Source organism: Pontibacter diazotrophicus, from assembly GCF_003367245.1.
Taxonomy (GTDB): Bacteria; Bacteroidota; Bacteroidia; order Cytophagales; family Hymenobacteraceae; genus Pontibacter; species Pontibacter diazotrophicus.
In genome coordinates, this window is the sequence record NZ_QRGR01000003.1 from 83,406 (window position 1) to 106,977 (window position 23,572).

18 protein-coding genes are annotated in these 23,572 nt (G+C 42.9%); 12 read left to right on the plus strand and 6 right to left on the minus strand.

What is annotated here, in order from left to right; all coding sequences use genetic code 11:
- Positions 1-122: 122 nt before the first annotated feature.
- The 12 genes from DXT99_RS02540 to DXT99_RS02595 all read left to right on the plus strand — a co-directional run bounded on the left by DXT99_RS02540 (position 123) and on the right by DXT99_RS02595 (position 15,201).
- Positions 123-500, plus strand: a complete 378-nt coding sequence (locus tag DXT99_RS02540) for a response regulator transcription factor (protein WP_115563955.1) — start codon at positions 123-125, stop codon at positions 498-500.
- Between the two features lie 11 nt (positions 501-511).
- Entirely contained in the window at positions 512-1,681 is a 1,170-nt protein-coding gene (locus DXT99_RS02545; protein WP_246000414.1) for a sugar transferase, read from the plus strand.
- Complete coding sequence (locus DXT99_RS02550; protein WP_147294158.1) at positions 1,609-2,439, plus strand: TolC family protein; 831 nt, start codon at positions 1,609-1,611, stop codon at positions 2,437-2,439. Before DXT99_RS02545 ends, DXT99_RS02550 begins: the two co-directional genes overlap by 73 nt.
- On the plus strand, positions 2,436-4,625 hold the full coding sequence (locus DXT99_RS02555) for an exopolysaccharide transport family protein (RefSeq protein ID WP_115563957.1): 2,190 nt from the start codon (positions 2,436-2,438) through the stop codon (positions 4,623-4,625). The genes DXT99_RS02550 and DXT99_RS02555 overlap by 4 nt, the downstream gene beginning before the upstream one ends.
- A 191-nt stretch (positions 4,626-4,816) precedes the next feature.
- Positions 4,817-6,289, plus strand: coding sequence for an O-antigen ligase family protein (locus tag DXT99_RS02560; protein ID WP_115563958.1), 1,473 nt, complete (start codon positions 4,817-4,819; stop codon positions 6,287-6,289).
- Complete coding sequence (locus DXT99_RS02565; protein WP_115563959.1) at positions 6,282-7,181, plus strand: glycosyltransferase family 2 protein; 900 nt, start codon at positions 6,282-6,284, stop codon at positions 7,179-7,181. The genes DXT99_RS02560 and DXT99_RS02565 overlap by 8 nt, the downstream gene beginning before the upstream one ends.
- 59 nt (positions 7,182-7,240) lie before the next feature.
- A complete protein-coding gene (locus DXT99_RS02570; protein ID WP_115563960.1) occupies positions 7,241-8,449 on the plus strand; it encodes a glycosyltransferase family 2 protein in 1,209 nt (402 codons plus the stop codon).
- A gap of 180 nt (positions 8,450-8,629) precedes the next feature.
- A complete protein-coding gene (locus DXT99_RS02575; protein ID WP_115563961.1) occupies positions 8,630-9,811 on the plus strand; it encodes a glycosyltransferase family 2 protein in 1,182 nt (393 codons plus the stop codon).
- A 104-nt stretch (positions 9,812-9,915) separates the two neighbouring features.
- On the plus strand, positions 9,916-10,776 hold the full coding sequence (locus DXT99_RS02580) for a glycosyltransferase family 2 protein (protein WP_115563962.1): 861 nt from the start codon (positions 9,916-9,918) through the stop codon (positions 10,774-10,776).
- 148 nt (positions 10,777-10,924) lie between these two features.
- Positions 10,925-12,151, plus strand: coding sequence for a glycosyltransferase (locus DXT99_RS02585; RefSeq protein ID WP_115563963.1), 1,227 nt, complete (start codon positions 10,925-10,927; stop codon positions 12,149-12,151).
- Between the two features lie 479 nt (positions 12,152-12,630).
- Entirely contained in the window at positions 12,631-14,160 is a 1,530-nt protein-coding gene (locus DXT99_RS02590) for a lipopolysaccharide biosynthesis protein (protein ID WP_115563964.1), read from the plus strand.
- 201 nt (positions 14,161-14,361) lie between these two features.
- A complete protein-coding gene (locus tag DXT99_RS02595; RefSeq protein WP_317048111.1) occupies positions 14,362-15,201 on the plus strand; it encodes a hypothetical protein in 840 nt (279 codons plus the stop codon).
- A 102-nt stretch (positions 15,202-15,303) separates the two neighbouring features.
- On the opposite strand, the gene DXT99_RS02600 is transcribed toward DXT99_RS02595, so the two are convergent.
- The 6 genes from DXT99_RS02600 to DXT99_RS02625 all read right to left on the minus strand — a co-directional run bounded on the left by DXT99_RS02600 (position 15,304) and on the right by DXT99_RS02625 (position 23,406).
- On the minus strand, positions 15,304-16,749 hold the full coding sequence (locus DXT99_RS02600) for a phytoene desaturase family protein (RefSeq protein WP_115563966.1): 1,446 nt from the start codon (positions 16,747-16,749) through the stop codon (positions 15,304-15,306).
- 85 nt (positions 16,750-16,834) lie between these two features.
- On the minus strand, positions 16,835-18,298 hold the full coding sequence (locus tag DXT99_RS02605; RefSeq protein ID WP_115563967.1) for an HTTM domain-containing protein: 1,464 nt from the start codon (positions 18,296-18,298) through the stop codon (positions 16,835-16,837).
- A gap of 91 nt (positions 18,299-18,389) precedes the next feature.
- Positions 18,390-18,803: a twin-arginine translocation signal domain-containing protein gene (locus DXT99_RS02610; RefSeq protein WP_115563968.1), complete on the minus strand. Its 414-nt coding sequence runs from the start codon at positions 18,801-18,803 to the stop codon at positions 18,390-18,392.
- A 9-nt stretch (positions 18,804-18,812) separates the two neighbouring features.
- Positions 18,813-20,258, minus strand: coding sequence for a GMC oxidoreductase (locus DXT99_RS02615; protein WP_115563969.1), 1,446 nt, complete (start codon positions 20,256-20,258; stop codon positions 18,813-18,815).
- 737 nt (positions 20,259-20,995) lie between these two features.
- Positions 20,996-21,946, minus strand: a complete 951-nt coding sequence (locus DXT99_RS02620; protein ID WP_115563970.1) for a hypothetical protein — start codon at positions 21,944-21,946, stop codon at positions 20,996-20,998.
- Between the two features lie 539 nt (positions 21,947-22,485).
- Positions 22,486-23,406: a glycosyltransferase family A protein gene (locus DXT99_RS02625; protein ID WP_115563971.1), complete on the minus strand. Its 921-nt coding sequence runs from the start codon at positions 23,404-23,406 to the stop codon at positions 22,486-22,488.
- Positions 23,407-23,572 lie beyond the last annotated feature (166 nt).

The following is a 23,572-nucleotide window of genomic DNA, read 5'->3' on the forward strand; positions in this document are numbered from 1 at the left end:
TTTTGGGAAACCTTAATTATATGAAGAACGAATAAGGATTAACTAATAGTATTTACAAATTTATATATAGCCTTATTGGCACCCTTACATACATCACCCTTTTGCACCTATTCGGTTTTATTATGAAAAAAAGATTATTGATAGTTGACGATGAACCATCTATAGGTTTAATTCTGGAACACTTCTTCTCGAAAGAATATGAAGTTGTAGTAAAAGAAAATGGTCATGCGGCCATGATGTGGCTCCAGGACGGCCATTTTACGGATGGTATAGTAGCAGATTTCGATATGCCCTATATGAATGGGCTTGAGTTTATAAAGCAACTCCGTGCCAGCACCTTATATAAAGACATTCCCCTGGTTATGCTATCGGGAAAAGATGAAACCAATAATAAGATTCTTTGTCTGAAAAGTGGAGCCGACGATTATATGGTGAAGCCTTTTAACCCGGAAGAACTTGATATCAGACTAAAGAATATGCTTAAAAGAATTAAGATATAGTGATATTAACCATGACCAGAAAAATTCTATATCTGACAACTGACATTGATGAAGTTAACAGCTTTAGTAGGGAATTTGAGAACGATTTAGAAGTACTGGGCTTCGACAATCCATCTCAGTTCCTGACGTGGCTGTCGAAAGGAGAAGCCTTTGACGCTATTATCTTTAGCTTGGTCAACCCGGCTTCACAGTTGGGCCTAAACTTAATAAAAGCGGTTAAAAAGGATTTGGGTGTGCAAAGCCCGGTTTTCTGGATAACAGACGCCCCTGTGAGCCCCTCGCTGCAGACTATGTTACTAGCGGCTGGTGTTTCCGATATTTTCGAGCAAGCAACAGTTAAAGAGAAACTGCTCACCAGATTGCATTACTTCTCAATACAAGTAGAAGAACCTGGTTCGGAAATACAGAAGAATGTAGGTTCTTACAGAACCCGCACCGGCAAACGGCTCTTTGATATTGTATTTTCTTTGATAGCCCTTATCTGCCTGTCACCGCTGTTTCTGATAGTGGCGCTCCTCATCAAAATGGAGTCTAAGGGACCTGTGTTTTACTACTCATATCGGGTTGGCACAGGCTATCGCATCTTCAAGTTCTGGAAATTCCGTTCGATGCGGCAGGATGCTGACCAGTTACTGGATTCAATCAAAGAGCTTAACCAGTACCAGTCTTCTTCGGGCCAGACGTACACCCTGCAAAAAAGCATATGCGACACCTGCGCTGCCGCTGGAAAAGGATGTCAGAATGAGCTTGTTGACATGAAGGGGCAGATGATATGCGAAAAACAATTTCAGCAGGCGCGGAAATTACAGGGTGGCTCTGCCTTCATTAAAATCGCCAACGACCCTCGGGTAACGCGTATCGGTTTGTTCCTCAGAAACACAAGCATAGACGAGTTACCGCAACTCTTCAACGTTCTCCGGGGTGATATGTCCATTGTTGGTAACAGACCTCTCCCTCTCTATGAGGCTGAAAAAATAACGACAGACCGGTTTGCTGCCAGATTTATAGCACCGGCTGGTATCACGGGTCTTTGGCAGGTAAGCAAACGCGGTAAAAAAGACATGTCTGAGGATGAACGCAAAGCCCTGGACATAGAATATGCGCAAACTTGTTCGCTTTCCAAAGACTTACAAATAATCTTAAAAACAGTTCCAGCTTTATTTCAAAAAGAAAACGTTTAATGAAAAAAACAATCACCACCCTCCTGTTTACCATGCATGTGCTTATGGTAATAGCACAGGTAAAGCCGGCACAAACGGAGCAGCAGTTAACTCCGCAGGAAAAGTTTTTCTCTTCCTCCGATTATGCGCTTCCACTCTTATATGATGCGGCCATTCAACACTCGGCAGAAATTGAAAATACGGAAGCTGCAAAGCGAATTGCCAGAGAAGAAATACAGATTGGCAAAAGGCTCATCCTGAGCGGAATCAACTTAAACTCTGGCTATAGTTATGGAACCTGGTTCCAGTTTGCCGGTGCTGCAGAATCGACTCCAAATCAATGGAATGCTTTTAGCCAGCCAGTCCGTTCAAACTGGAACGTAGGCCTGGGCATGAGCTTTTCTTTGGTCAATATCCTGAACCGCCGAAATGAAATAGCTGTTCGCCAAATGGGGCTTAAACAAGCAGAATCAAACCGTAAGCTTGCTGAAACTGAAATCCGTAAGGAAGTTATCGCTCTGTACCAACAACTCACCCTTTCCAGAACGGTTCTTCAGAATTACCAGGATGCGTACCAGTCTGCAAGCATCAACAAAGAAATTTCTGATAAAAGATTCAGGGAAGGAGAGATTCAGGTAGCGGAGCAAATTGAAGCAATGGAGTATTATAACGCATCAAGCTTAGCACTACAGGAAGCAAAAAACACATACTCAACAAACTTACTTCTATTGGAAGAGAGAATAGGAATGACCATCAACACTTTAATATCTGGTAAATGACACTTAGAGAATTTAAAAAACTAATTCGCCGTAACTGGCTTTTGTTACTGGCAATCCCTTTGTTAACAGCAGTTTCTATTTTCGTCTTTAGCCTGGGGCAGGATGAGGAATATACTTCCACAACTATCATTTATACCGGCATTGCATCCGGCTATAAAGTTACAGGGGAAGAAACGAACAACAGGGGAACTGAAGGCGCATATGAAAACCTGGTCGCACTCATCAAATCAAGAGACACAAAAGAAGAGGTGATCATGCGTTTGCTGGCTTCTCATTTAACGATGAAGGAATATGACGCGGCCCTGATGAGTGAAGACACCTATGAGCGGCTGAACGAGCTGTTCTCTGATTCGCTTAAAGCAACGCTAAGAGGTGCCACAGTAGAAGAGACCACTGCAAATCTTGTGGATCTATACAGATCCGGCAATGACAACATCATCTACGAAACGCTCAACTCTGCTGACCCTGCTTACTCGTTGGAGGCTCTTTCTAATATTCAGCCTTTTCGCATTGGCACCAGCGACCTTGTTCAGGTGGATTATGCAACGAACGACCCTGGCGTTTGTTATCAAACGCTTCAGATAATGACGGAAGTCTTTACACGCAAAAACAAAGAGCTGTTCTCCGGTCAGAACGAGGATGTGATGGTGTATTTTGACGAGGCAACTCAAAGCGCTTATGACAGGCTGCAGGAAGCAGAGCAAAAGCTATATGAGTTCAACAAATCGAACAACATCATTGACTATGATCAGCAGATATCATCTACATCTACAGATAAATCTCAGGTTTTAGATAAGCTGAGCACATTGGAGATGCAGTATGCCGGCGCATTCTCCGCATTGAAGTCAGTGGAAGAATCAATGAAAAAGCGTGGAGCTGCCAACCTGAAAAGCCAGGAAATCATGACCCTTCGTGCGAGGCTGTCTAATTTAAATAATCAGGCACTGGAGCTTGAGATGGCAGACCAGAGCGGCAATGCTGAAAAAATAGCGCGTTTAAAAAGAGAGTCTGCTGAAGTGTCTGACAAAATAAAAGCGTCGGTAGATAACTACTATGCTAACACACACTCTATTCAGGGCGCACCTATTGCCTCGTTGCTGGATGATTATGTAAGAAACACTGTGCTGGTAGAAGAACTAAAAAGCCAGCTTGATTTACTGCGCCAGCAAAAAGAAAGCTTAGGTGGGGAATATGAAAAGCTGGTGCCTTTAGGTGCTGAAATCAGAAAAATACGACGAGAAGTGCAGGTGGCTGAACAAGAGTACATGGCACAACTGGATGGCTTGAAAAAAAGCAAGCTGAGCCAGCAGAATATCGAGTTATCGTCTCAGCTCAGGGTAATTGACCCGCCTTACTACCCTATCAGCTCTTCCAGCACCAGCCTTGTGCTTCTAGTGTTGTTTGGCTTCTTTGGTTCTTTACTGCTTACAGGAGCAGGCGTATTTACAGCAGATATGGTAGATGGTACCCTGAGAAAGCCTGAACAAGCAGCCAAAGAAACGAACTTCCCGGTAATGGGCGTACTTCCTAACATGGCAGCAGTAAAAGCCAAAGACAGGTATAAAGCAGACCAGGCGGAAGAACAGCTTGTAAGACAGCTACTTTTAAAGATACAACAGAAAAGAGACTCGCAGGGACCTTTCGTGGTAGGTGTGCTAAGCAGCCACAATGGCGAAGGAAAGAGCACCTTGAGTAGCTCCCTGACACACAGATTGGGCAGTATGGGTATAAAAACCCTAAGCTTGCTTCCTGACAACTCAGAGCACGTGGCAGAGTACACCGGTACTACAACCTCCTTCTACTCTCCTATGCAGGGTGTCAGCTCAAGCGTTACCGTGGCTGACCTTGCCGGCAACCGAGTGTTCAACTATGCAGTTGTCATCGTGGAGTTCCCTGCTTTACTCGAAGAGACTTACCCGGTGTCGCTGCTGCAATACCTCGATATGATACTGGTGGCTGTAAAAGCTGACAGAACGTGGGAGCATGCAGACAGGGTTATGTTCAACAACATACAGAAGGTAACCAAAGCACCGATAGAACTCGTGTTGAATGGTGTATACCCTGATTATGTAGAAGACTATGTAGGTGGGCGGGTTAAGCCTGTCAGATCAATAGATTCTAACGAGGTGGGCGCACCGAAGCAGGTGGGTAAGTGGGAAAACGAGCCGGCTGTTTTTAATACATAACAGGTTATCTTAAAGCTCATTTTAGCAGAAGCAAAGGATGTGAGTTAACACAACCCAATCTTTACTGTCTGCTTAGTGCCAGGCGCAAGAGCACTCTCTAAAGTTTACTATCCGGCCCGACTCAACCTGAAGGCCGGATAGTATTCAAATACAACTACCACCACCTGCACAAACACTCATCAACAATAATCATGAGTCAATTTATCAACCCTTCTGCAAACATACCGAAGGCTATACTTCTACCCCTTGGAATACTAATTGCTATAGGCATAGGCTGGTTAACCTCTTTGATGGGTATAGCAGCACCAGCCATTCTGGTGGTATTAGCCTTCGCTATTCCGTTTGTTGTTGCTGTTTTCTATGAACCCAAATATGGGTTGATGGCCTTTATTGTTTTCTGCTTCACAGTTCAGATTTTCTTAAGAGAGGTTGGAGGCAGCATACCATATGGCATTTTAGGTGAAGCCCTGCTACTCCTAACATGGATTGCCGTTCTGTCAAATTCATCTAATAAAAAGTTTGAATGGAGCAATCTAAGGAGCGACCTGATGTACCTTACCCTGTTCTGGTTCTTTATAAACATAGTGGAAGTTTTCAATCCCGCTGATGTTAGTGTAAGGGGATGGCTACAGGAAATTAGAGGTACCAGCTTAATCTGGTTTTTAGTGGTGCCTTTGGCCTTGCTTGTCTTTAACAAAAATAAAGACCTGAACATTTTCCTATACCTCATCATTGGCATATCGATACTTGCCGCTATCAATGGTGTAAAGCAGTTGTATATAGGGCCATGGCCTGGTGAACAAGCATTCCTGAATGGTCCTTCTCAAAAGACACACATCCTGTTTGGTAAGCTGCGTGTGTTTTCCTTCTACAGTGATGCAGGAAATTTCGGAGCCTCCCAGGCCCATATCGGCTTGATAGCTCTGATACTGGCTCTAGGTCCGTTCAAGCTTTGGAAAAGAATTCTACTATTTTTAGCTGCAGGTCTTTTGTTTTACGGCATGCTTATCTCTGGAACAAGGGGAGCCTTATATGCCCTGGTAGTAGGATTAGCTGTGGCCATCTTCCTGAGTAAGAACTTCAAGATGATGATCTTAGGTACAGCCATTGCTTTCAGTGGCTTATTCCTTCTGAAATTCACTTCCATCGGCAGCGGCTCATATCACGTTCAAAGGTTGCGCTCGGCACTTAACCCTGAAGATGCCTCTCTGGGTGTAAGGCTATATAACCAGGAAAGGCTAGCCGAATACCTTGATACACGACCTTTTGGAGGTGGCATGGGTGTAATTGGTTTTTGGGGAGTGAAATATAACTCTGACAGATACCTTGCCTCCATACCGCCAGACAGCTATTGGGTTAAAGTATGGGCCATGTATGGCATCGTAGGCTTTATCTTATGGTTTGGCATTATGATGTACATTTTGGGCAAGTGCTGTGGCATTGTATGGAATACAAGAGACAAACGCCTTAGAATAAAACTCATGGCACTCACGGCAGGCGCAGCAGGTATACTCTTCTGTAGCTATGGCAATGAAGTGATCAATGCCATGCCATCCTCTATGATCGTTTACATATCGTGGGCTTTCATTTTCCTCGGCCCAAAGTTAGATAACAAGTTAGACAGCAAAAAACGAGAAGCAGCGTTAGCAGAATCTTATGCATAGCCCTTTAGTATCTATTATATCAGTTAACTATAACCAGGCTGAAGTTACCTGTGAGATGGTGGCATCACTGCGCCAGGTAACATATCCGAACCTGGAGATCATTGTGGTGGACAATGCCTCCCCTACTGATGACCCTTCACTTATCGAAAAGACATATCCGGAGGTAAAGCTGATAAGGTCATCTTCAAACCTGGGATATGCGGGAGGTAATAACCTTGGTGTTTTACAAGCTAAAGGCAAATACTTGCTTTTCCTGAACAATGACACCGAAGTAGATCCGGGTTTTCTGGAGCCTTTGGTGCAACTGTTTGAGAGTAACCCTAAGGCTGGCATCGCATCACCCAAGATAATCTTCTATGGAACCGATAACCTTATTCAGTATGCCGGTTCTACGGGCGTGAACCCGTGGACAGGCCGCAGTAAAGGTATCGGAAGCCAGGAGCGGGACAATGGGCAATACAATGTCTCCACTACTACCGCGCTGGCCGATGGTGCTGCCATGATGGTGCCTAAGAAAGTAATTGACCAGGTAGGCATGATGCCGGAGCTGTATTTCCTGTACTACGAAGAGCTGGACTGGTGCGAGATGATAAAAAGAGCCGGCTACACGTGCCATTATGTAGCTGACGCTACTATTTATCACAAAGAGTCGGTTTCTGTGGGAAAATTCTCCGTACTAAAAACCTATTACATGAACAGGAACCGGTTACTCTTTATCAGAAGAAATGTTAACGGATGGGCATTTCTGACCAGTACAACGATTTTTCTGATGGCTGCCATTCCGAAGAAGGCCCTGAGTCACTCTTTACGCAGAGAATGGAAACACCTGCTTGCCCTGGGGCGCGGCTTGTGGTGGAATTTACAGAATCAAAATAGAACGCTACCTAATTAGCTATTCCCCGTAAAGGACATTCAACTAACGCTTATGAAAGAATTTAGCAGAATTAAACCATGCTTGCAATAGAGATATTTTTACAATCAGTTTTATATATAATTGGAGCTTTCCTGCTATTCAATTGCGCCTACCTCTTATTCTTTTCAATTGCTGGTCATAAGAATATAAAACGTTTACCCATTCCAGCTAGCAAGCAATTCTATCGCAAAATCTGTATTCTTATTCCGGCCTACAGAGAAGACAATGTGATTTTAGAAACAAGCCAGGCGGCCCTTAACCAGCCCTATAACGGCGAGTTTGATGTGGTTGTGATTGCAGACGGACTAAAATCAAGCACTATTCAGACACTAAAGCAGCAGGGGGCAAAAGTAATTGAAGTGAACTTCGAGAGAAGCACGAAAGGAAAAGCACTTGCCTGGGCATTGGACGCACTTCCCAAAGATGAATATGATATAGCCGCCGTGCTTGACGTAGACAACCTGATGGGCACAAACTTTCTGGAAGAGATAAATAAAGCCTTTGCAGCGGGTTACAAGGTGGTGCAAGCCCACAGGACAGCCAAAAACATGGACTCTGCGTTTGCCTTATTAGACACCTGCAACGAAGAGATAAACAACCACCTTTTCCGGAAGGGCCAGTTTGCCGTAGGCCTGTCCTCCTGCCTTATTGGCTCGGGTATGGCTTTTCAATTTTCCTATTTAATTAAGCTTTTAGTAGGTATAGGTGAAACGGTAGGTGAAGATAAGGAAATAGACATGCGTATCGCCAAAGATCAGGTAAAAATCTGCTACCTCGACAAAGTGTATGTGTACGACGAGAAAATTGAAAACGCAAAGGTATTTACCCAGCAAAGAACAAGGTGGATAGCTGCTCAGGTAGATTTATTAAAGGAACATGCTGGTGAAGGGGTGCTGCAGCTATTCAAGCACGGGAATATTGAGTTCTTCAATAAAATCCTTCAAACCATTATTATGCCCCGCACGCTGCTGGCAGGTGTGTTAGGAGTGTTTTTCCTGTTGTCATTTTTCATTCCTTATGCTCCTGCTCCCCATTTCTGGGGCGGGCTGCTGGTAGCATACATTGCTGCCATGTTCCTAGCCTTACCAGGCAGACTCTATAACAGAAACCTGTTCGCAGCTATGCTTAGGCTGCCTTATGCTTTATTTTGTATGTGCGCGGCTTTATTGAAGATGAATAAAACAAAATCTTCCTTTTTGCCTACACCGCATAAAGCCAAAGCCGTTTCGTCTGACGTTAATAACTAATTTTTAATCAGCTACCTATGCCTTTTGAAATAATTGCCCTACCAGCCCTGATTTGTCTGATTGCAGGCTTTATCAGTGGATTTAAAAGCGCAAAATAGACCTTCAATTTACTTTTATACGCCACAGACACACGCACTTTAGGGGTAACCAACAAGTGTCGTCTATAAACCCTTCCTAACTATGTTGATTCTTAAAGTTATATTTTGGTTTGCCCTCGCTGTTATTCTGTATACCTATGTAGGGTATGGACTGATAGTCTGGCTATGGGCAAAGGCAAAAAGCTTGTTGGGTGCCAACAAAGAGCGCTATGCCCACAACTTTGAGCCTGAAGTGACCTTAGTAGTGCCTGCCTATAACGAAGGTGATATCTTAAAAAGCAAAATAGAGGATTGTTTATCCTTAGACTACCCGGCAGAAAAATTACAGATTACCTTTATTACAGACGGGTCTACTGATAATTCAGAAGAGGTATTGTCATGTTATCCGCAGGTAATGCACCTACACTCACAGGTTAGGGGCGGCAAATCTTTGGCTGAAAACAGGGCTATGGAATTTGTGAACACACCCTACGTCATCTTTACTGACTGCAACACCTTCCTGAACAGGGAGGCAGTCCGGGAAATGGTAAAACACTACCAGAATCCAGCAGTTGGCGCTGTGTCTGGTGAAAAAAAGATACTTTCAGAGGGTTCATCATCTGGGTCTGGAGAAGGCCTGTACTGGAAATATGAATCTTTTTTAAAGCGCTGCGATTCGCAGATACACAGTTTGATGGGTGCAGCCGGCGAATTAGTCTCTTTCAGGTCAGACTTATTCCAACCACTGGAGGCAGACACTATTCTCGATGACTTTGTGCAATCCTTACGGATTGTAGACAAAGGGTATAAAGTAGTTTATGAGCCGGATGCCTATGCCATGGAAGCTCCTTCAGCGTCTCTGGCTGAGGAGATGAAAAGAAAAATTCGCATCTGTGCCGGTGGCTGGCAGTCTATGGCGCGCCTCACTTCTTTACTAAATCCTTTCCGCCAGCCAATTGTCACATTCCTTTATCTGTCGCACCGGGTGCTGCGCTGGAGCCTCACTCCTGCTCTGCTTGCTTTGTTACTGCCTCTGTCTGCAGTCTTAGCCTGGTTACAAGGCGGCATTTATACGTTTGTTTTTGCCATGCAAATCCTTTTTTACCTGATGGCATGGGCGGGCTGGAGTGCAGAGGCAAGAGGTGTCAAGATAAAGGCTCTGGTTGTTCCGCTTTATTTTACGATGATGAACCTGGCTGTTTTTGCAGGTTTCTCACGGTTCATACGTCGCGCCCAACCTGCCGCCTGGGAAAAGGCCGAGCGAGCCACAACCCTGTCTACGTAATGTGGGAATCACCCAAATAGCGGCCATGCTAAAAGAAGAGACAAGCCGCTTTTAGTAACCACACCCAAAAGCAATAGAATCTCGATTAATATATAGAAAATAACATGCATGTCTTTAAAAACCCTACCTGGTTAAACCAGTTTTCATACCCTTATAAAACCTTTGAAGAGATACCGGCTTCTGTATTTGACACTATCAACCAGGACCTGATGCGGGTTCAAAGCACTGAACCTTTAGTGAGTATAATTATTGCAGCCTGGAACGAAGAGATTAATATTTTACATTGTCTGGCAAGTTTATCTAAAACTAAAACCTCCATCCCATTCGAAATTATTGTTGTTAACAATAACTCAACAGATAACACACAGCAGGTGCTGGATAAATTAAAAGTTAAAAACTTATTTCAGAAAATACAGGGATGTGGGCCTGCAAGGCAATTAGGCAGTGAGAATGCTAAAGGCAAATATATTCTGTTGGCCGATGCTGATTGCTATTACCCTACCTGCTGGGTGGATGAGATGATGAAAGTTTTACAGCGTCCGGGAGTGGTTTGCGTATACGGAAGATATTCCTTTATTCCGGAGCCAGGTTTTCAGCGCTGGAAACTCTTTCTTATGGAAAAACTTAAAGATATCATAGCAGATATAAGGCACCTTAAAAGACCCTATTTAAATGCCTACGGCATCAGCATGGGATACGTGAAAGAGTACGGCTTAAAGGTAGGATATGTGAAGTATAATATCAGAGGAGATGATGGACGGTTATGTTTTGACCTGATGCAATTTGGCAAGGTGGTGCAAGTTAGGTCCGATCGCGCCCGGGCCTGGACAAGACCTCGTACTCTTCAGAAAGATGGTAGTTTAAGCAACGCCTTTCGTAAAAGGATTATCGTAGAGATAAAGCGTTTCAACAAGTTGCTAACACCTCTTCCACCACATGATACTAAAACTTCACTTAATGATTAAATAAAGTTTTTATCTTTGAAACCTGCTTGTTGTTAATTAGTATCCATTAACTCCAGCACAGGGTACATAAATGGATATCGCAGGTTAAAATAAATTTTTACCTGCAGTAAGCGCGCTCTTATTTAATTTTTACTCGATAACAAGCTCAATGAATTTTGTATTTGTCAGTCTGCAACGTATCAATACCGATAGGGACTCCACTTCTACCAGTTTGGCAAAGGAGCTGGCAAAGAACCATCGTGTACTTTATATAAACTCTCCTATTGATAGAAGAACCTATTATTCTAAAAACATAGACAACTTTACCAAGTCCCATATTAAATGCATTAAAACCGGAGAGGGAAAACTTAAACAACTGAATAAGAACCTATGGGTGCTTAACCCATCAAGAATGATTGAGTCCATTAATTGGATACCATCTACCTCTGTCTTCTCCTTTTTTAACCGGAAGAATAACCTTCAGTTTTCAAAGGATATAAAAGAAGCAGTAGAAGCGCTTGGTTTTGATAACTACATTCTAATAAACGACAAGGATATTTTCAGGAGCTTTTACCTTAAAGAAATACTTAAGCCAGACAAATACATTTACCTGGATAGGGATTACACCATCGGTATGGACTATTGGAAGAAGCATGGTGTAGAGCTTGAGCCCAGACTGATGCAAAAATCAGATGCCGTGGTATGTAATTCCCACGATTTTGTAAAAAGGGCCAAATTATATAATCCTAATAGCTTTTATATAGGCAACGGGTTTAATCTGGAGCAATACAACAATAAAGAAGACTTTCCTGTGCCAGATGATTTGAAAGGCATTCCCGGACCTATCGTTGGTTATGTAGGAGCACTGATTACCTTACGCTTAGATTTAGACATGATGATAGGCATGGCTGAGGCAAGGCCGGATTTAAGCTTTGTTCTGATTGGATGGGAAGATGAAGCATTCGAGAAAAGCAGCCTTCATACACTGTCTAATGTCTACTTCTTAGGAAAAAAACATACAAAAGATGTGCCTGCATATATCAAGCATTTTGATGTGTGTATCAATCCCCAGGTTTTAAATGAGATTACCAGTGGTAATTTTCCTTTAAAGATTGTGGAATACCTGGCAATGGGTAAACCTGTAGTTGCCACTACTACCCCTACCATGCAGGAAATTTTCGGCCGCCATACCTATCTTGCCGACAGCACCAATAATTTTCTAGAGCAAATAGATAGAGCCCTCCGGGAAGAGCAGCTTTCATCCGGCATACAGTACAGGAGAGACTTCGCTGCTAATTTCAGCTGGAAGAATGTGGCCTCGGCCCTTATTAAATCCATTGAGTCCATTAAATGTGCCCAGCCAACGCGCCAGGCACACATTGCGACTAAATTATGAATATTACATATAGATGCGCCTGCATTACCACAGGCAAAAGTTTCAGTACATTCCAAACCCACGCCAAAATTGAGCAGGTAGTTGTTGACTGGGTGAACAGATATATTACTTACAAAGAAAATAAGCCAGTTAATACAGGGGCAAAAGCATAACAGCTCCAGCATTAACAGGTAAAATAACATGAATTGGGGAATTAAATAACATTCAAATAATATGTTAAGAATGGCTTAAACAGTGAGTCGATTGTTAAGTCATCACAGGCACAATGTCACTTATCCGACTTGTAGACTAAATTTCCCAAACTAGAAGAATACAGCATCCCATATTTATAGCATGGGTTCTGGAAATATAAACTTCAAAGAATCAACTTTCAGGTTCACGTTAAAATATCATTACAAGCGTTAAGCCTTACCAATACGACTTTCCATTCATAATGCTTGGCAGGCTGACGCTAAGTTCTAAGTGTACTTAAAGATAACATGAGTTCTATTCCCCTTAAAGAAGAAGCTGTAGCAGGCAAAAACCAATCCCAATGGTTTGATACAAAACATCTCCGGTCCGACTTAAAGTCCCGATCTGTAAAAGGGGGATTCAGTACCATCGCGGGGCAGGTGTTTTCGTTTCTTCTGAATATTTCCTCAACTATTCTACTTGCAAGGCTGCTCACTCCGGAGGATTACGGGCTTGTGGCCATGGTTACCGCTGTTACAGGCTTTGTTACCATTTTCAAGGATCTGGGTTTGTCATCCGCTGTAATCCAGAAGGAGCACATAAACCAGCAACAGGTAAGCGCCGTGTTCTGGATAAATGTGTTTATTAGTTTAGGCATAGCGCTCATCGTGTCTTTGCTTGCCCCTGTTCTAGCTAGTTTCTACAACGAGGAAAGGCTATTTTACATCACATTGGTTTTCTCTTTGGGTATTTTTATATCAGGACTTTCCCTTCAGCACAATGCCCTTATGAAGCGGCAGATGAAGTTTCATAACCTGGCGCTTATCAATACAGCAAGTGCATTCTTAGGTATTCTTTGCGGAGTAGTGCTGGCCTGGTTTGGTTTTGGCTACTGGGCCCTTGTCGCTATCACAATTCTGTTCCCCGTGTTTAGTACAGTTGCTTTATGGTTCGTGTGTGACTGGAGACCAAACTTTACCTTGAAGGCGAATGATGTGAAATCTTTTTTAAAGTTCGGAGCGGGAATAACCGGTTTCGACCTGATCAACTACTTTTCCAGAAACATGGATAATGTGTTGATTGGTAAATTCATAGGTTCTATAGCCTTAGGTTTGTATACGAAGGCTTACCAGTTGTTATTACTTCCCATCACCCAGTTAAGGGACCCCTTGAACAGTGTTGCCCTCCCGGCGCTGAGCACGCTGCAAAATGATAGGGGAAATTATAAAAGCTATTACAGTAGGTTTCTATTTATACTCGCGTTTTTTTCTATGCCTGCGGTAGTTTTTATGGCTGTGTTCTCAGAAGAACTAATCCTGATAGTTTTAGGAGAGCAATGGATAGAAGCAAGCTCAATTTTCCGTATTTTGGCCCTTGCGGCTTTTATTCAGCCAATTCTGAGTACCGTAGGTTTAGTTATGATATCAACCGGAGACACAAAACGCTATTTTATCTGGGGCTGCATCAACGCAGTATTAGTAGTTACTGCCTTCTTTATAGGCGTACAATGGGGCGTTGATGGTGTAGCCAAGGCTTATGTAGCTGTCACCTATCTCCTATTCTTCCCGGCTTTATTTTATTCATTGCACGGCTCCCCGGTTTCAGTAACTTTATTCCTGAAGGAAATTTCTTTTCCTGCTATATTTTCTATCATCTGCGGAGTTGCTATGTACTACTACCGGGGCTACTTCGGAGATCTACACGACATTATTCTATGTATGACAGGCTTTTTAACCGGGGCCGTACTTTATCTCGCACTGTGGTTCTCTACTAAAGCAAGCAGAGAAAGAGCCAAACAGGTACTGGAAATAAGACATGTATTGACCAAGAAAATCTAACAGGCACTGTGTAAAAAAGAAAACCATTGTTAAAATCTATTAGTATCAGAATAAATAGCTTTTTAACTAAGAAGATTGCCAACTAAAATATGCATGCGAAATCTCATTTTCAGTTTTCTTTCTCTGGTTACACTCCTGAAATATCCTTCTATTAAAAAGAGCTATCGCTATTTTATTAGAGATAATTACTACAGCAGGTTATTGCAATCTAAATACCTGTTTAGAGATTATGTACTCAAAAAAAAGTATAAGGTAATAGATTACTATGGCGAGTTTCAGCAGGAATTAGCCTTTATTCTGCCTTTTGCCTACTGGCATCATCTGAATGGTACCCTGAAACAAACAATCTCCTGTAAAGATACCAGAGAACTCTACTTCTTTAGCGACAACCATGAGGAGAGGTATTCAGAAAGAGACGCAGTATCCAACTATGGCAACTTTGAAGTACCCAACATGACGCATAACATTTCTTACAGTTATGCTAAATGGACTAAAGTTCCCTTAAAGGAGCACTATCAAAATAACAGCTTCCTATATGATAAGCCCTTGTTGGTGATTGCTAATAAATACAACATTGAATGGGATGAGGCACCGGTGAACTTCTTTAGTATTCCGACACTTCATGATATTATTTCAAAGTATAAAGACAAGTATCAAATAGTTTATAACCGCCCCCTATCCAAACATATTGTTTTAGATAACAGTGAAATATTGGCCCTGAATGAGCACCAGTGGCTTCGGGAAACGCATCCGGAGGTGATTCTTATGAACGATTTATGGCAGCGTCACAGTCCTTCTATCAACAACTACAATCATCTTCAACTACTGGTATACGCCAATTGCCTCCACTTTATATCCGTGCATGGAGGAACTGCTGCACTAGCAAGTTATTTTGGAGGCACCAACATTATTCTTTCCAAAAAAGGTATAGAACAGTATTTCCATGAGTACTCCACTATCTTCCCAGCTCTTTCCGGGGCAAATATTTTACACGCCAAAACAGAAGCAGATATTTTCAGGTACCTTGGCGAACACTACTAAGTAGATTGAGCTTGTTCTGAAGCCCGGCAGCACCTGATTACATTTACTGGTGAGTACCTTCCAAACTCTTAGACAAATAGAGGCGGCTTTGACGTCTTATTCTCAAAGGCTCTTTGCGCGGAGATTGAATACGTCAGTTAAAGCGCGTCGGGCAGCATGATACCCGCACATACCATGTACGCCGCCTCCAGGGGGCGTGGAAGAGGAACAGATGTAAAGACCTTTGGCAGATGTTTTATATGGTGACAGCCGCAGCGCAGGCCTTGTAAAGAGCTGCGCCACATCTATGATTCCCCCATTGATGTCTCCACCGATATAGTTTGCATTGTAGGCTTCCATCTCCGAAGTGTTCATTACATGCCTTGCCAGAATCCGGTCGCGGAAACCGGGCGCAAACCGCTCCACCTGTTTTTCAATAGCTTCTGTCATATCCACTTCTGAACCATTCGGAACATGACAATAAGCCCAGGCAGTCTGTTTACCGGCAGGTGCCCGGGTGGGGTCAAAGAGGCTTTGCTGCGCCAGCAAAACAAAAGGCTTTTCAGGGTGGCCACCTTTTGAGGTCACATGCTCTGAAGCAGCAACCTCTTCCAGCGTATTACCTAGGTGCACAGTGCCTGCACGCATACAATCAGGTGCTGTAAAGGGTATAGGGCCATCAAGCGCCCAGTCTACCTTAAATACCCCCATACCATAGCGGTAGCGCTCCAGTTGCCACTTATAAAGGGAAGAAAACTTATGCCCTGCAATCTGCAACAGCTGTTTTGGTGTCACATCAAACAGAACGGCATGCGAGGAAGGCAGCTGCTTTAAGGAACTTACCGGAAAACCCGTTTCTATTTTCCCTCCTAACGACACAAAATAAGAAGCCAGCGCAGTGGCAATGCCCTGCGACCCGCCTTTAGGCATGGGCCACCCTTTGATGTGCCCCATGGCCATCAGCACCAGTCCAATGGCGGATGTAGCGGTATTCGTTAAAGGTTGTATAGAATGTGCCGCCATACCTGCCCATAAGCCTCGTGCTTCTTTCGTTTTAAAGCGATAATTCGCCAGGAAAACGGCTGATTGAAGTGCATTCAAGCCAAACTTGCCCATGGCCACAGGGTGGTTTGGAATACGTAGCGGGCCTAAAGCTGCCTTCGCTATATCAGGCCAGTCATTCACCAAAGGCTGAATCAGCTGCTGGTATGACTTTCCATCATCACCAAGCAACTGAGCGGTTTCTGCTATCGATTTGCTCAAGATAGCAGCTGTTCCGTTATCAAAGGGGTGAGCAGCCGACACCGCAGGATAAATATACTCCAGGCCATGCGCTGCTAAAGAAAGCGTTTTGAAATAAGGAGACTCCGCTGCCAGTGGATGGATAGCAGAGCAAATGTCGTGCAGGTAACCTGGTAAGGTAAGCTCCGCTGTTCGTAAACCTCCTCCTATAGTGTCCTTCGCTTCCAGCAGTAAAACAGACAGCCCTGCCTCCTGCATTGTTATGGCAGCTGCCAGCCCGTTTGGACCAGAACCTACTACAACAGCATCAAAATCTCGCTTATTCAATGAAAATAATTATATAGGTAAAAAGTAACTGTTCCTTTCAGAAAAAGAAACAGTACAAAGTTATGTTTTTAATTTGATAACCATTTTAATGGTAACATGGCTGCGGATCGTACTTATTTATTTCACGGAAACTGAGCAGCCTCCTGAGTAAGTATGGATTCTGGCTCATCAACTCATGCGTATGATTTGCTTCTGCAAGATTGAACGTATACTGTTTTCCTTTACGAATATACTCCACAAATTGAGGTTTATTACTGGCTACATAATCCTTAAATTCAAAGTATGCCATCAGCTTCCTGTTAGCAGCCAGTGCCTGCAACTCTTTATCAGAAGAACTTACTACTTCAACCATGTCCTTCTGAAAGTCGAAAACCTGAACGCCAGCTGGCACAATAAAATGATTTGTCACTCCGCCTTCAGTTTTAAGATTTGAAAACATGGCAAATGAACTCTCAGTTTTCAATCCTAAATAAGGGCTGCCGCCATTTATAAAAACTAGTAAGGGGATAATGAGAAAGGACCAGTGAGGAATAGATAGGGAATAACGGTTAGGCAAATGAGATCGCTCGCTTCTACCTGCCATATACCTGAAAAACAAGAGGATGTAGACAAAGCTGAAGCCAGTCCAGAAGAAAAAAAGATGAAAGTCATCCACTCGTTTCGTGAGCACGACAGAAGTCAGCACAACACCTGCAAAGCACACTGCAGCTAAAACAACCTTGCTAAAACTGTAGGTTTCTGCCCTTTCCCTGATACCTTTCAGCTGCTCTTTAACCTGAGCCCACTTCGCCGCCACGCTGTTGCCGAACTGTGGCGATGTAAAGAGAAAATAAACAGCAAAAATCATGGAGGAAAAGTCGTAGAAGCCATTCAGAGGGTTATAGGCTATGATACAGTGGAAAACCAACCCTATCAGTATACCCCAAATACGAGTCCGCCTGAAACAAAGCATGACAGGAATAAGAGATTCTACAAAGATTGTGAAGTAGGCATTCAATGCCAGAAATTCAGGCGTTAAGCTAAAAAAACCTCTCGAGTTCTGTGCCTGAAGGAAAAATGCTGCACAACTCCCGATCGGCGAAAAGAAGTCTTCATTGAGTTTATGAAAAGTAACAAAAAAGTACAGAATGATTACTTCCACACGCACAAAGGGGGCAAAGGTATTGAGGAGATCCTCTTGCCTGATCCGGAAGCTTCTATGCTTAATTATCAGGTAGAGCAAAGCATGGAGAATAGTTAAATCAACCAGTGCTGTAAAAATCCAGTGGTTACTGAGAGCCGGCATTTTATAAAACACATCGCCTAACTGCAAGGCAATCAACATGACAAACCGCGGAATGGAAGAAGGCCGGTAGAGCACACTGGCAACGGCAATGGTTAACAGCACATAGTGCAGCCTGGCATCAAAAGCACTGGATTGTGCCATATGAAAGAGAGTGGCTATGGCCCATAAGCTGCAGAATATTTGAAAGTGCAGCTTCTTTGGAGTGACCACATCAGGATCGCCTAACGAAAGGCCATCTGCTGGCAGAACTTTATTAATGATCATCGTGAACCAATAATGTTAAGGGCAAAACATTAGAATAGGTATAGGTATAGCTATGCGCTATAAAGGAGCATGAAAACAGGTAACAGGCGTGCTAAGTAGCCAAAGGAGGATAGTAAACGGATGAAAAGGGATTGGCGCAAGGTGTTTTGTAGGGGTCATAAAGGCCCAGGTACATGACGGGCTTGCTTTCATCCATTCTGTTCCTGAAGAAATCTGTTGCCAAAAGGTAATCTTTCACAAGCTCCTCCACTACCTTCGACTTGCTGGCAGAAGACCTCAGCAGGTAAAGGCCTCTTACTTTCAACAGGTAATTGTCGCTTTTACCTTTGGCATAGTCCTGCACAAACCGCTCTACCCCTTTTATATCCAAAGCCAGGTAATCCAGTTCCTGAAGAATGAGGCCTCTGGCTGCTTTGCTGTAAGAGGTATACATAAAACCCATTCCCGGCAAAGCGGCCAGTGCAGCGCCTGCACCAGTTAATTTTAAAAAGAGCCTTCTGTTCATAGTTTCAATTTAAAAGCTTTTATCAGCAGCATACAAAGACAAAGCAGATAGCGTTAAGGTTGGGTTGGCTGGTGTAAAAGTGGTGAAGGCCCCGCTTCCTAATACAAAAAGATTCCGGTACTGATGATGCAGCAGATACTTGTCCACCACCCCTTCTGCCGGGCTGGCACTCATGCGTGTAGTGCCCAGAATATGAGCTTCTGAATTATGCGGCTCATCAAATTCGATTCTCTCAACCGGCAGGCAGTCCAGAACTTTGTGCAGGTTCTGCTTCATGTTTTCTATTCCTTTCAAAGCATAGGCAGTAGGCCCTGCATAATTCACCCGTGGCTTTAAGATGTCATCAGATGGAGCCACATAGTTTTGTGGGTCAGGTAAGTCTTCAAATACCATTCGGAAGGAGGCAATATCACGCCACTTTCCTTTTTCCATCCGGATAAAAGGATGATTACTTGATTCCATCAGACAGGCGGCATAATCCCGGCGGTGGTCCCCGTCATAAAGCATGTAGCCATTTGCATTTACCCAGGTACTCCCGCCCAGGTTTTTCAAGTCTTTCAAGTAGACTCTTGCGTCAAGACCAATTTGCTCTCCAAGGCCTTTTCCTGTTGAAGGGTTTTTATCGCCTGCATTCAAGAGGATGTGTGCGTTGAAAATACTATTGGCTCCCAGGGCCACTACCTCTCCGGAGGCACTTAATTCTTTACCCTCCTGCCTGAAGAATACTTTGCGAACGATGTCCCGCTCAAGCTCCAAACTATACACCTGCGCCCCGAAAACTAGCTCCACCCTTGGGTCCTCATAAACACCCATGTTCGAATTTTCGATGGTGAATTTGGCATTCACCGGACATATACTACACACTGCACTGGCACAGCATGCGTTTCTGCCGTTTGCGGCCACTCTCGCACGGGCAGTAGGTTGGTTAATATATTGGTTTTGATATCGCTTCTGCAGCAGCCTGTCTACGTCTGTAAACAAATGCGGCGGTTGCGGGTAGGCACTGGTTTTAGGAAAAGGCGTTGTTTCCGGACCGGAAATAGACATCATTTCCTCCGTCTCTGTATAGTAAGGTTCCAGGTCCTCGTACTGCAGTGGCCAATCGTTTCCTACACCGTAGAGGGTTTTCATCCTGAAATCGTTCGGCAAAAAGCGGGGGGTACAGCCAAACCAGCAGTTAGAGCTGCCCCCAAAGCCCAACGTGTAAATCCATCTCTTTTCAGGCGTCAGATTCTCTATTGTCTCCTGCGTCTGGTGCCAATCAGGATTGAGTTTGGCATAAGGCGTTTCCTCTCCCCTCCTCTCTTTCACTCGTTCCGCGTGCGGAAAAAGAAAACCTCTTTCCAGCACTAATACTTTTGCAGTGCGTGGTGCTTTGCTCAGGTATTTTTTAAGAAAAAAGGTAGCAGCAAAGCTGGAGCCGACCATCACCAGGTCGTAGGTAGCATTTTTCAATTCGGGTGAACTTTAGGTTATAGTAAAAGCTGGTTCTTAATCAAGATTTTCAGTTTTATGCTCTATGCATAAAAGAAACAGGTAATCTTAAAGCTCCTGAGGAGCGGCTAAAAATAAAAACGCTAAGCATTGAAGCTTATTTCTACTGTATCAAATCCGTCTGGATTTTTAACAAAAAGAAAAAGCCATAAAATTATAATAATTATTATAGTTTAAGTCAATGAAGTTCAGATACGACATACCTCCAAAATAAGTTTAGACACAGAATGAATTTGCCCTTGTAGATGCTTCAGGGCTGAAAAATACTTTAAGCAAACAGAATATTAGGTCGTAAGCGCTTGTTTAACTGGTTGTATAAAAACCCATTGCCTTAGGTTGACAAAGCTTAGACTACAACAAAAACTGTTACAAAGACGGAACGGGTATCAGAAAGCACCAGTCAACAAGGCATTGCCTATTACAAAATTGCTTTAATTATGCAGGTTTGAATATACTATTGCTCACACAGCAAGACGGGCTTACTGAAGGAACGGCACTCAAAGCACTACATAAAATCGGAATGGGAAAAAATAGAAAATATTTGTTCCAGCTTTATTTGAGCCAGAACATACTATCTCTGTCACCGGACTGCAACTATCTTACAGCATGCAGCAGTTGTTTCACGCTTAAAACAGAAAAGAGGTTGCTAGCCAAATAAGGTGTAGCAGCCTCTCATATAAAATCGCTTAGAACCTCTTTTAGAGGCTCTTCTTCAGGTAGTTAAATAAAGATTCCTTGTTGTTGGCGTGAAGAATTTTGGCTCCGGACAGGGCAGGGAAAATAGTGGCAAACTCATTCAGGTGCACCTCCATTGGCTTCCCTTTGGAGAGGATAACATTGGTTCCACCAAAGCAACTTGCAAACGCAGCGGTGCCACCATGCATGGAAATAAACCGGTCGCAGTTGGCATATATCATTAACTGCAGGTGATTGAAGTTATTTACGATAGACGTGTGGGCCTCGTACAAATCATTCATCAAAAGAACTTCCGGATACTTTTCCCTCAGCCAGGAGTGCTCATTCAGATCAAGCGTCTCGCTATTGTCTGAGACGATGTGGGTAGACAGAGGCCTGTTATAGATTATCTGATATTTGTGGCCGTAGGTACTTATAATGTTATCAAGGTCATCAATACTCAGAAAGTTCAGGGGCGGCTTATCCCATTCTACATTATATTTGTTGGCAATCACAAGCAGGGGCTTGTCATAAACGAAAATATCGTTCTTGTAATGCTGTTTGTACGGGACTTTTCGCCATTTAAGAAAACTGAAAGAAGCGCTGTGTGTCATGTTTGGGAACTCGTACTGCGCATAGGAGGTTTCCCACTCCCGCTCCTGGTACCTCTCCTCATGATTCTCACTAAAAAAGTATAGTTCCTTGGTATTCTTGCAGGATATGGTCTTCTTCAGTGTACCGTTCAGGTGGTGCCAATAGGCAAACGGAATAACATACCGCAATTCCTGGTCAAACTCTCCCCTGAAATCGGTTACTTTATAATTTTCTTTCTTTACATAATCCCGAAAAAAATACTTAATCTGATTTATTCTGCAAAAGTAGTTATCGCGGATATGGTACCTGTAATTTCTTTCGATATGGGAATACTTTACTGAAGCTACCACATAAAGGAACTTCAAAAAGATACTTTTCATGCTATTGATTTTAATGTAATCCATATGTAAGTCAAGTAATAATAAGTATTCACGAGACAGGCCTTCGGTGTATAAACCACCCTCAGCAAGTATCAGATGAGGCAAAACATCCCTCTTGCACGCGCTTCTCGGCATTTCTGAATGCATTCAGTGAGGCAGCTGCTTTAAGTCTCAACATTGAGTATTCTATAATGAATATGATGTTATGAACTCAGGCAAAGCTCTTGGAAAACTGCTGTTGTTACAAAAACAGAAAATTTGTCGTCGCTCATTTTAGACAAAAAACCAAAATAATAGCGTTTTTGTAAAGATACCCTTCAAACGCAACATCATTGATTGATGTTACGCCCATTTGATAATAAACTGCCAAATATTCTTAAGTACCTATGTAGCAAAAATTTAAGATTTGAATTAAGGGGAAAAGATATTTGGGCACCCCTGTTGGCGAGATTATATATTCTCTGCAGTAAGTATCCCGGTTGGTGCAGATTAGCTGGCATCTACATTTATTACTCCTACCTCAGCACCGCGAAAGCTAATTACACAGGCATGGATTTACCGTGCTTCATGATCAAGTCTTTTGAATTAAGAGCCTCCTCACTAAAATTTTTGTAAATAATAAAGTTTTCCATACCTCCCGCATTTGCCGTTAGTATGCCGTTTTTAATATTGTTGTTAGACTGTATCCTGTTGGCCCCTTCAAGTTCATAGTAGTTTTTGGGTTCCGCTGTACAATTAATTGATTTTTCTAAAGTAGTATTACTTAAATATCGCAGGAAATTCTCCTGTTTCTCCTGTTTAAACTCAAGTCCTATTTCCCTGCCTCTGTTCACAAGGTCGAGGTCCTCGTGGCCGATAGGAAGTAAATCCTCATCATACCCCCCTAACCTCATGAACGCTTCTTTAAAGAAAGTCAACCTCCCTACTGTGCCCCAGAACGGAGGCTTATGAAACTGAAAGATGTTGTTTTCGCCGTGCTGATTATATAGATAGTTTATATAATAGGCAAGATCTTTACCCGTGAAATTATCACCATCCACATTACAGACAATGTCTCCCTTTGCCAAAGCATGTGAGAGGTTTTTTGCCTTAGAGGCATGAAAGGTCTGAGGCTGGAATGTCTTGTAATAATTTAGAACGCCCTGTTCAATATAATGAGACCAATTTTCTTTAACATAGTCTTCTAAGCCATCCTGGGAGTTATAGTCTATCAGGACAAACTCTATGTTTGGATAACTTCTATTGTTTTGAATATTTTTTTCTAATGTATGCCTCAGGTGAAAAAGCCGGTTCATACAGGTTGAACAGAACGATATGGAGTAATAATGATCCTGTTTATAAATTTCTTCGGGGAGCGCAGTATCATTGTAGTTCCTTAAGTTTATATCCCTATACGTTCGAAGTGTTCTTTCGAGCTTGTGTGGTATCAGGTGCTTCAGCAATTTTGTCAGCTTTGACATAAAAACAAGGAATAAAAAATAGATACAATAATTTAAAATCTAAGAGTGATAGCGGGTTCTGTTTATCCCCTCGTTACACTGCTCATACACGAATTGCTTAAAACTATTAACGTGTCGCTATTATCAAAGATGCCTTCTTTAAGCAACAGCAATAAAAAATATAAAA

What these genes read in the sequence shown, in the direction of transcription:
- DXT99_RS02540 (WP_115563955.1), top strand. Translation starts at nt 123, where the DNA reads ATGAAAAAAAGATTATTGATAGTTGACGATGAACCATCTATAGGTTTA.
- DXT99_RS02545 (WP_246000414.1), top strand. Translation starts at nt 512, where the DNA reads ATGACCAGAAAAATTCTATATCTGACAACTGACATTGATGAAGTTAAC.
- DXT99_RS02555 (WP_115563957.1), top strand. Translation starts at nt 2,436, where the DNA reads ATGACACTTAGAGAATTTAAAAAACTAATTCGCCGTAACTGGCTTTTG.
- DXT99_RS02560 (WP_115563958.1), top strand. Translation starts at nt 4,817, where the DNA reads ATGAGTCAATTTATCAACCCTTCTGCAAACATACCGAAGGCTATACTT.
- DXT99_RS02565 (WP_115563959.1), top strand. Translation starts at nt 6,282, where the DNA reads ATGCATAGCCCTTTAGTATCTATTATATCAGTTAACTATAACCAGGCT.
- DXT99_RS02570 (WP_115563960.1), top strand. Translation starts at nt 7,241, where the DNA reads ATGCTTGCAATAGAGATATTTTTACAATCAGTTTTATATATAATTGGA.
- DXT99_RS02575 (WP_115563961.1), top strand. Translation starts at nt 8,630, where the DNA reads ATGTTGATTCTTAAAGTTATATTTTGGTTTGCCCTCGCTGTTATTCTG.
- DXT99_RS02580 (WP_115563962.1), top strand. Translation starts at nt 9,916, where the DNA reads ATGCATGTCTTTAAAAACCCTACCTGGTTAAACCAGTTTTCATACCCT.
- DXT99_RS02585 (WP_115563963.1), top strand. Translation starts at nt 10,925, where the DNA reads ATGAATTTTGTATTTGTCAGTCTGCAACGTATCAATACCGATAGGGAC.
- DXT99_RS02590 (WP_115563964.1), top strand. Translation starts at nt 12,631, where the DNA reads ATGAGTTCTATTCCCCTTAAAGAAGAAGCTGTAGCAGGCAAAAACCAA.
- DXT99_RS02605 (WP_115563967.1), bottom strand. Translation starts at nt 18,298, where the DNA reads ATGATCATTAATAAAGTTCTGCCAGCAGATGGCCTTTCGTTAGGCGAT.
- DXT99_RS02610 (WP_115563968.1), bottom strand. Translation starts at nt 18,803, where the DNA reads ATGAACAGAAGGCTCTTTTTAAAATTAACTGGTGCAGGCGCTGCACTG.
- DXT99_RS02620 (WP_115563970.1), bottom strand. Translation starts at nt 21,946, where the DNA reads ATGAAAAGTATCTTTTTGAAGTTCCTTTATGTGGTAGCTTCAGTAAAG.
- DXT99_RS02625 (WP_115563971.1), bottom strand. Translation starts at nt 23,406, where the DNA reads ATGTCAAAGCTGACAAAATTGCTGAAGCACCTGATACCACACAAGCTC.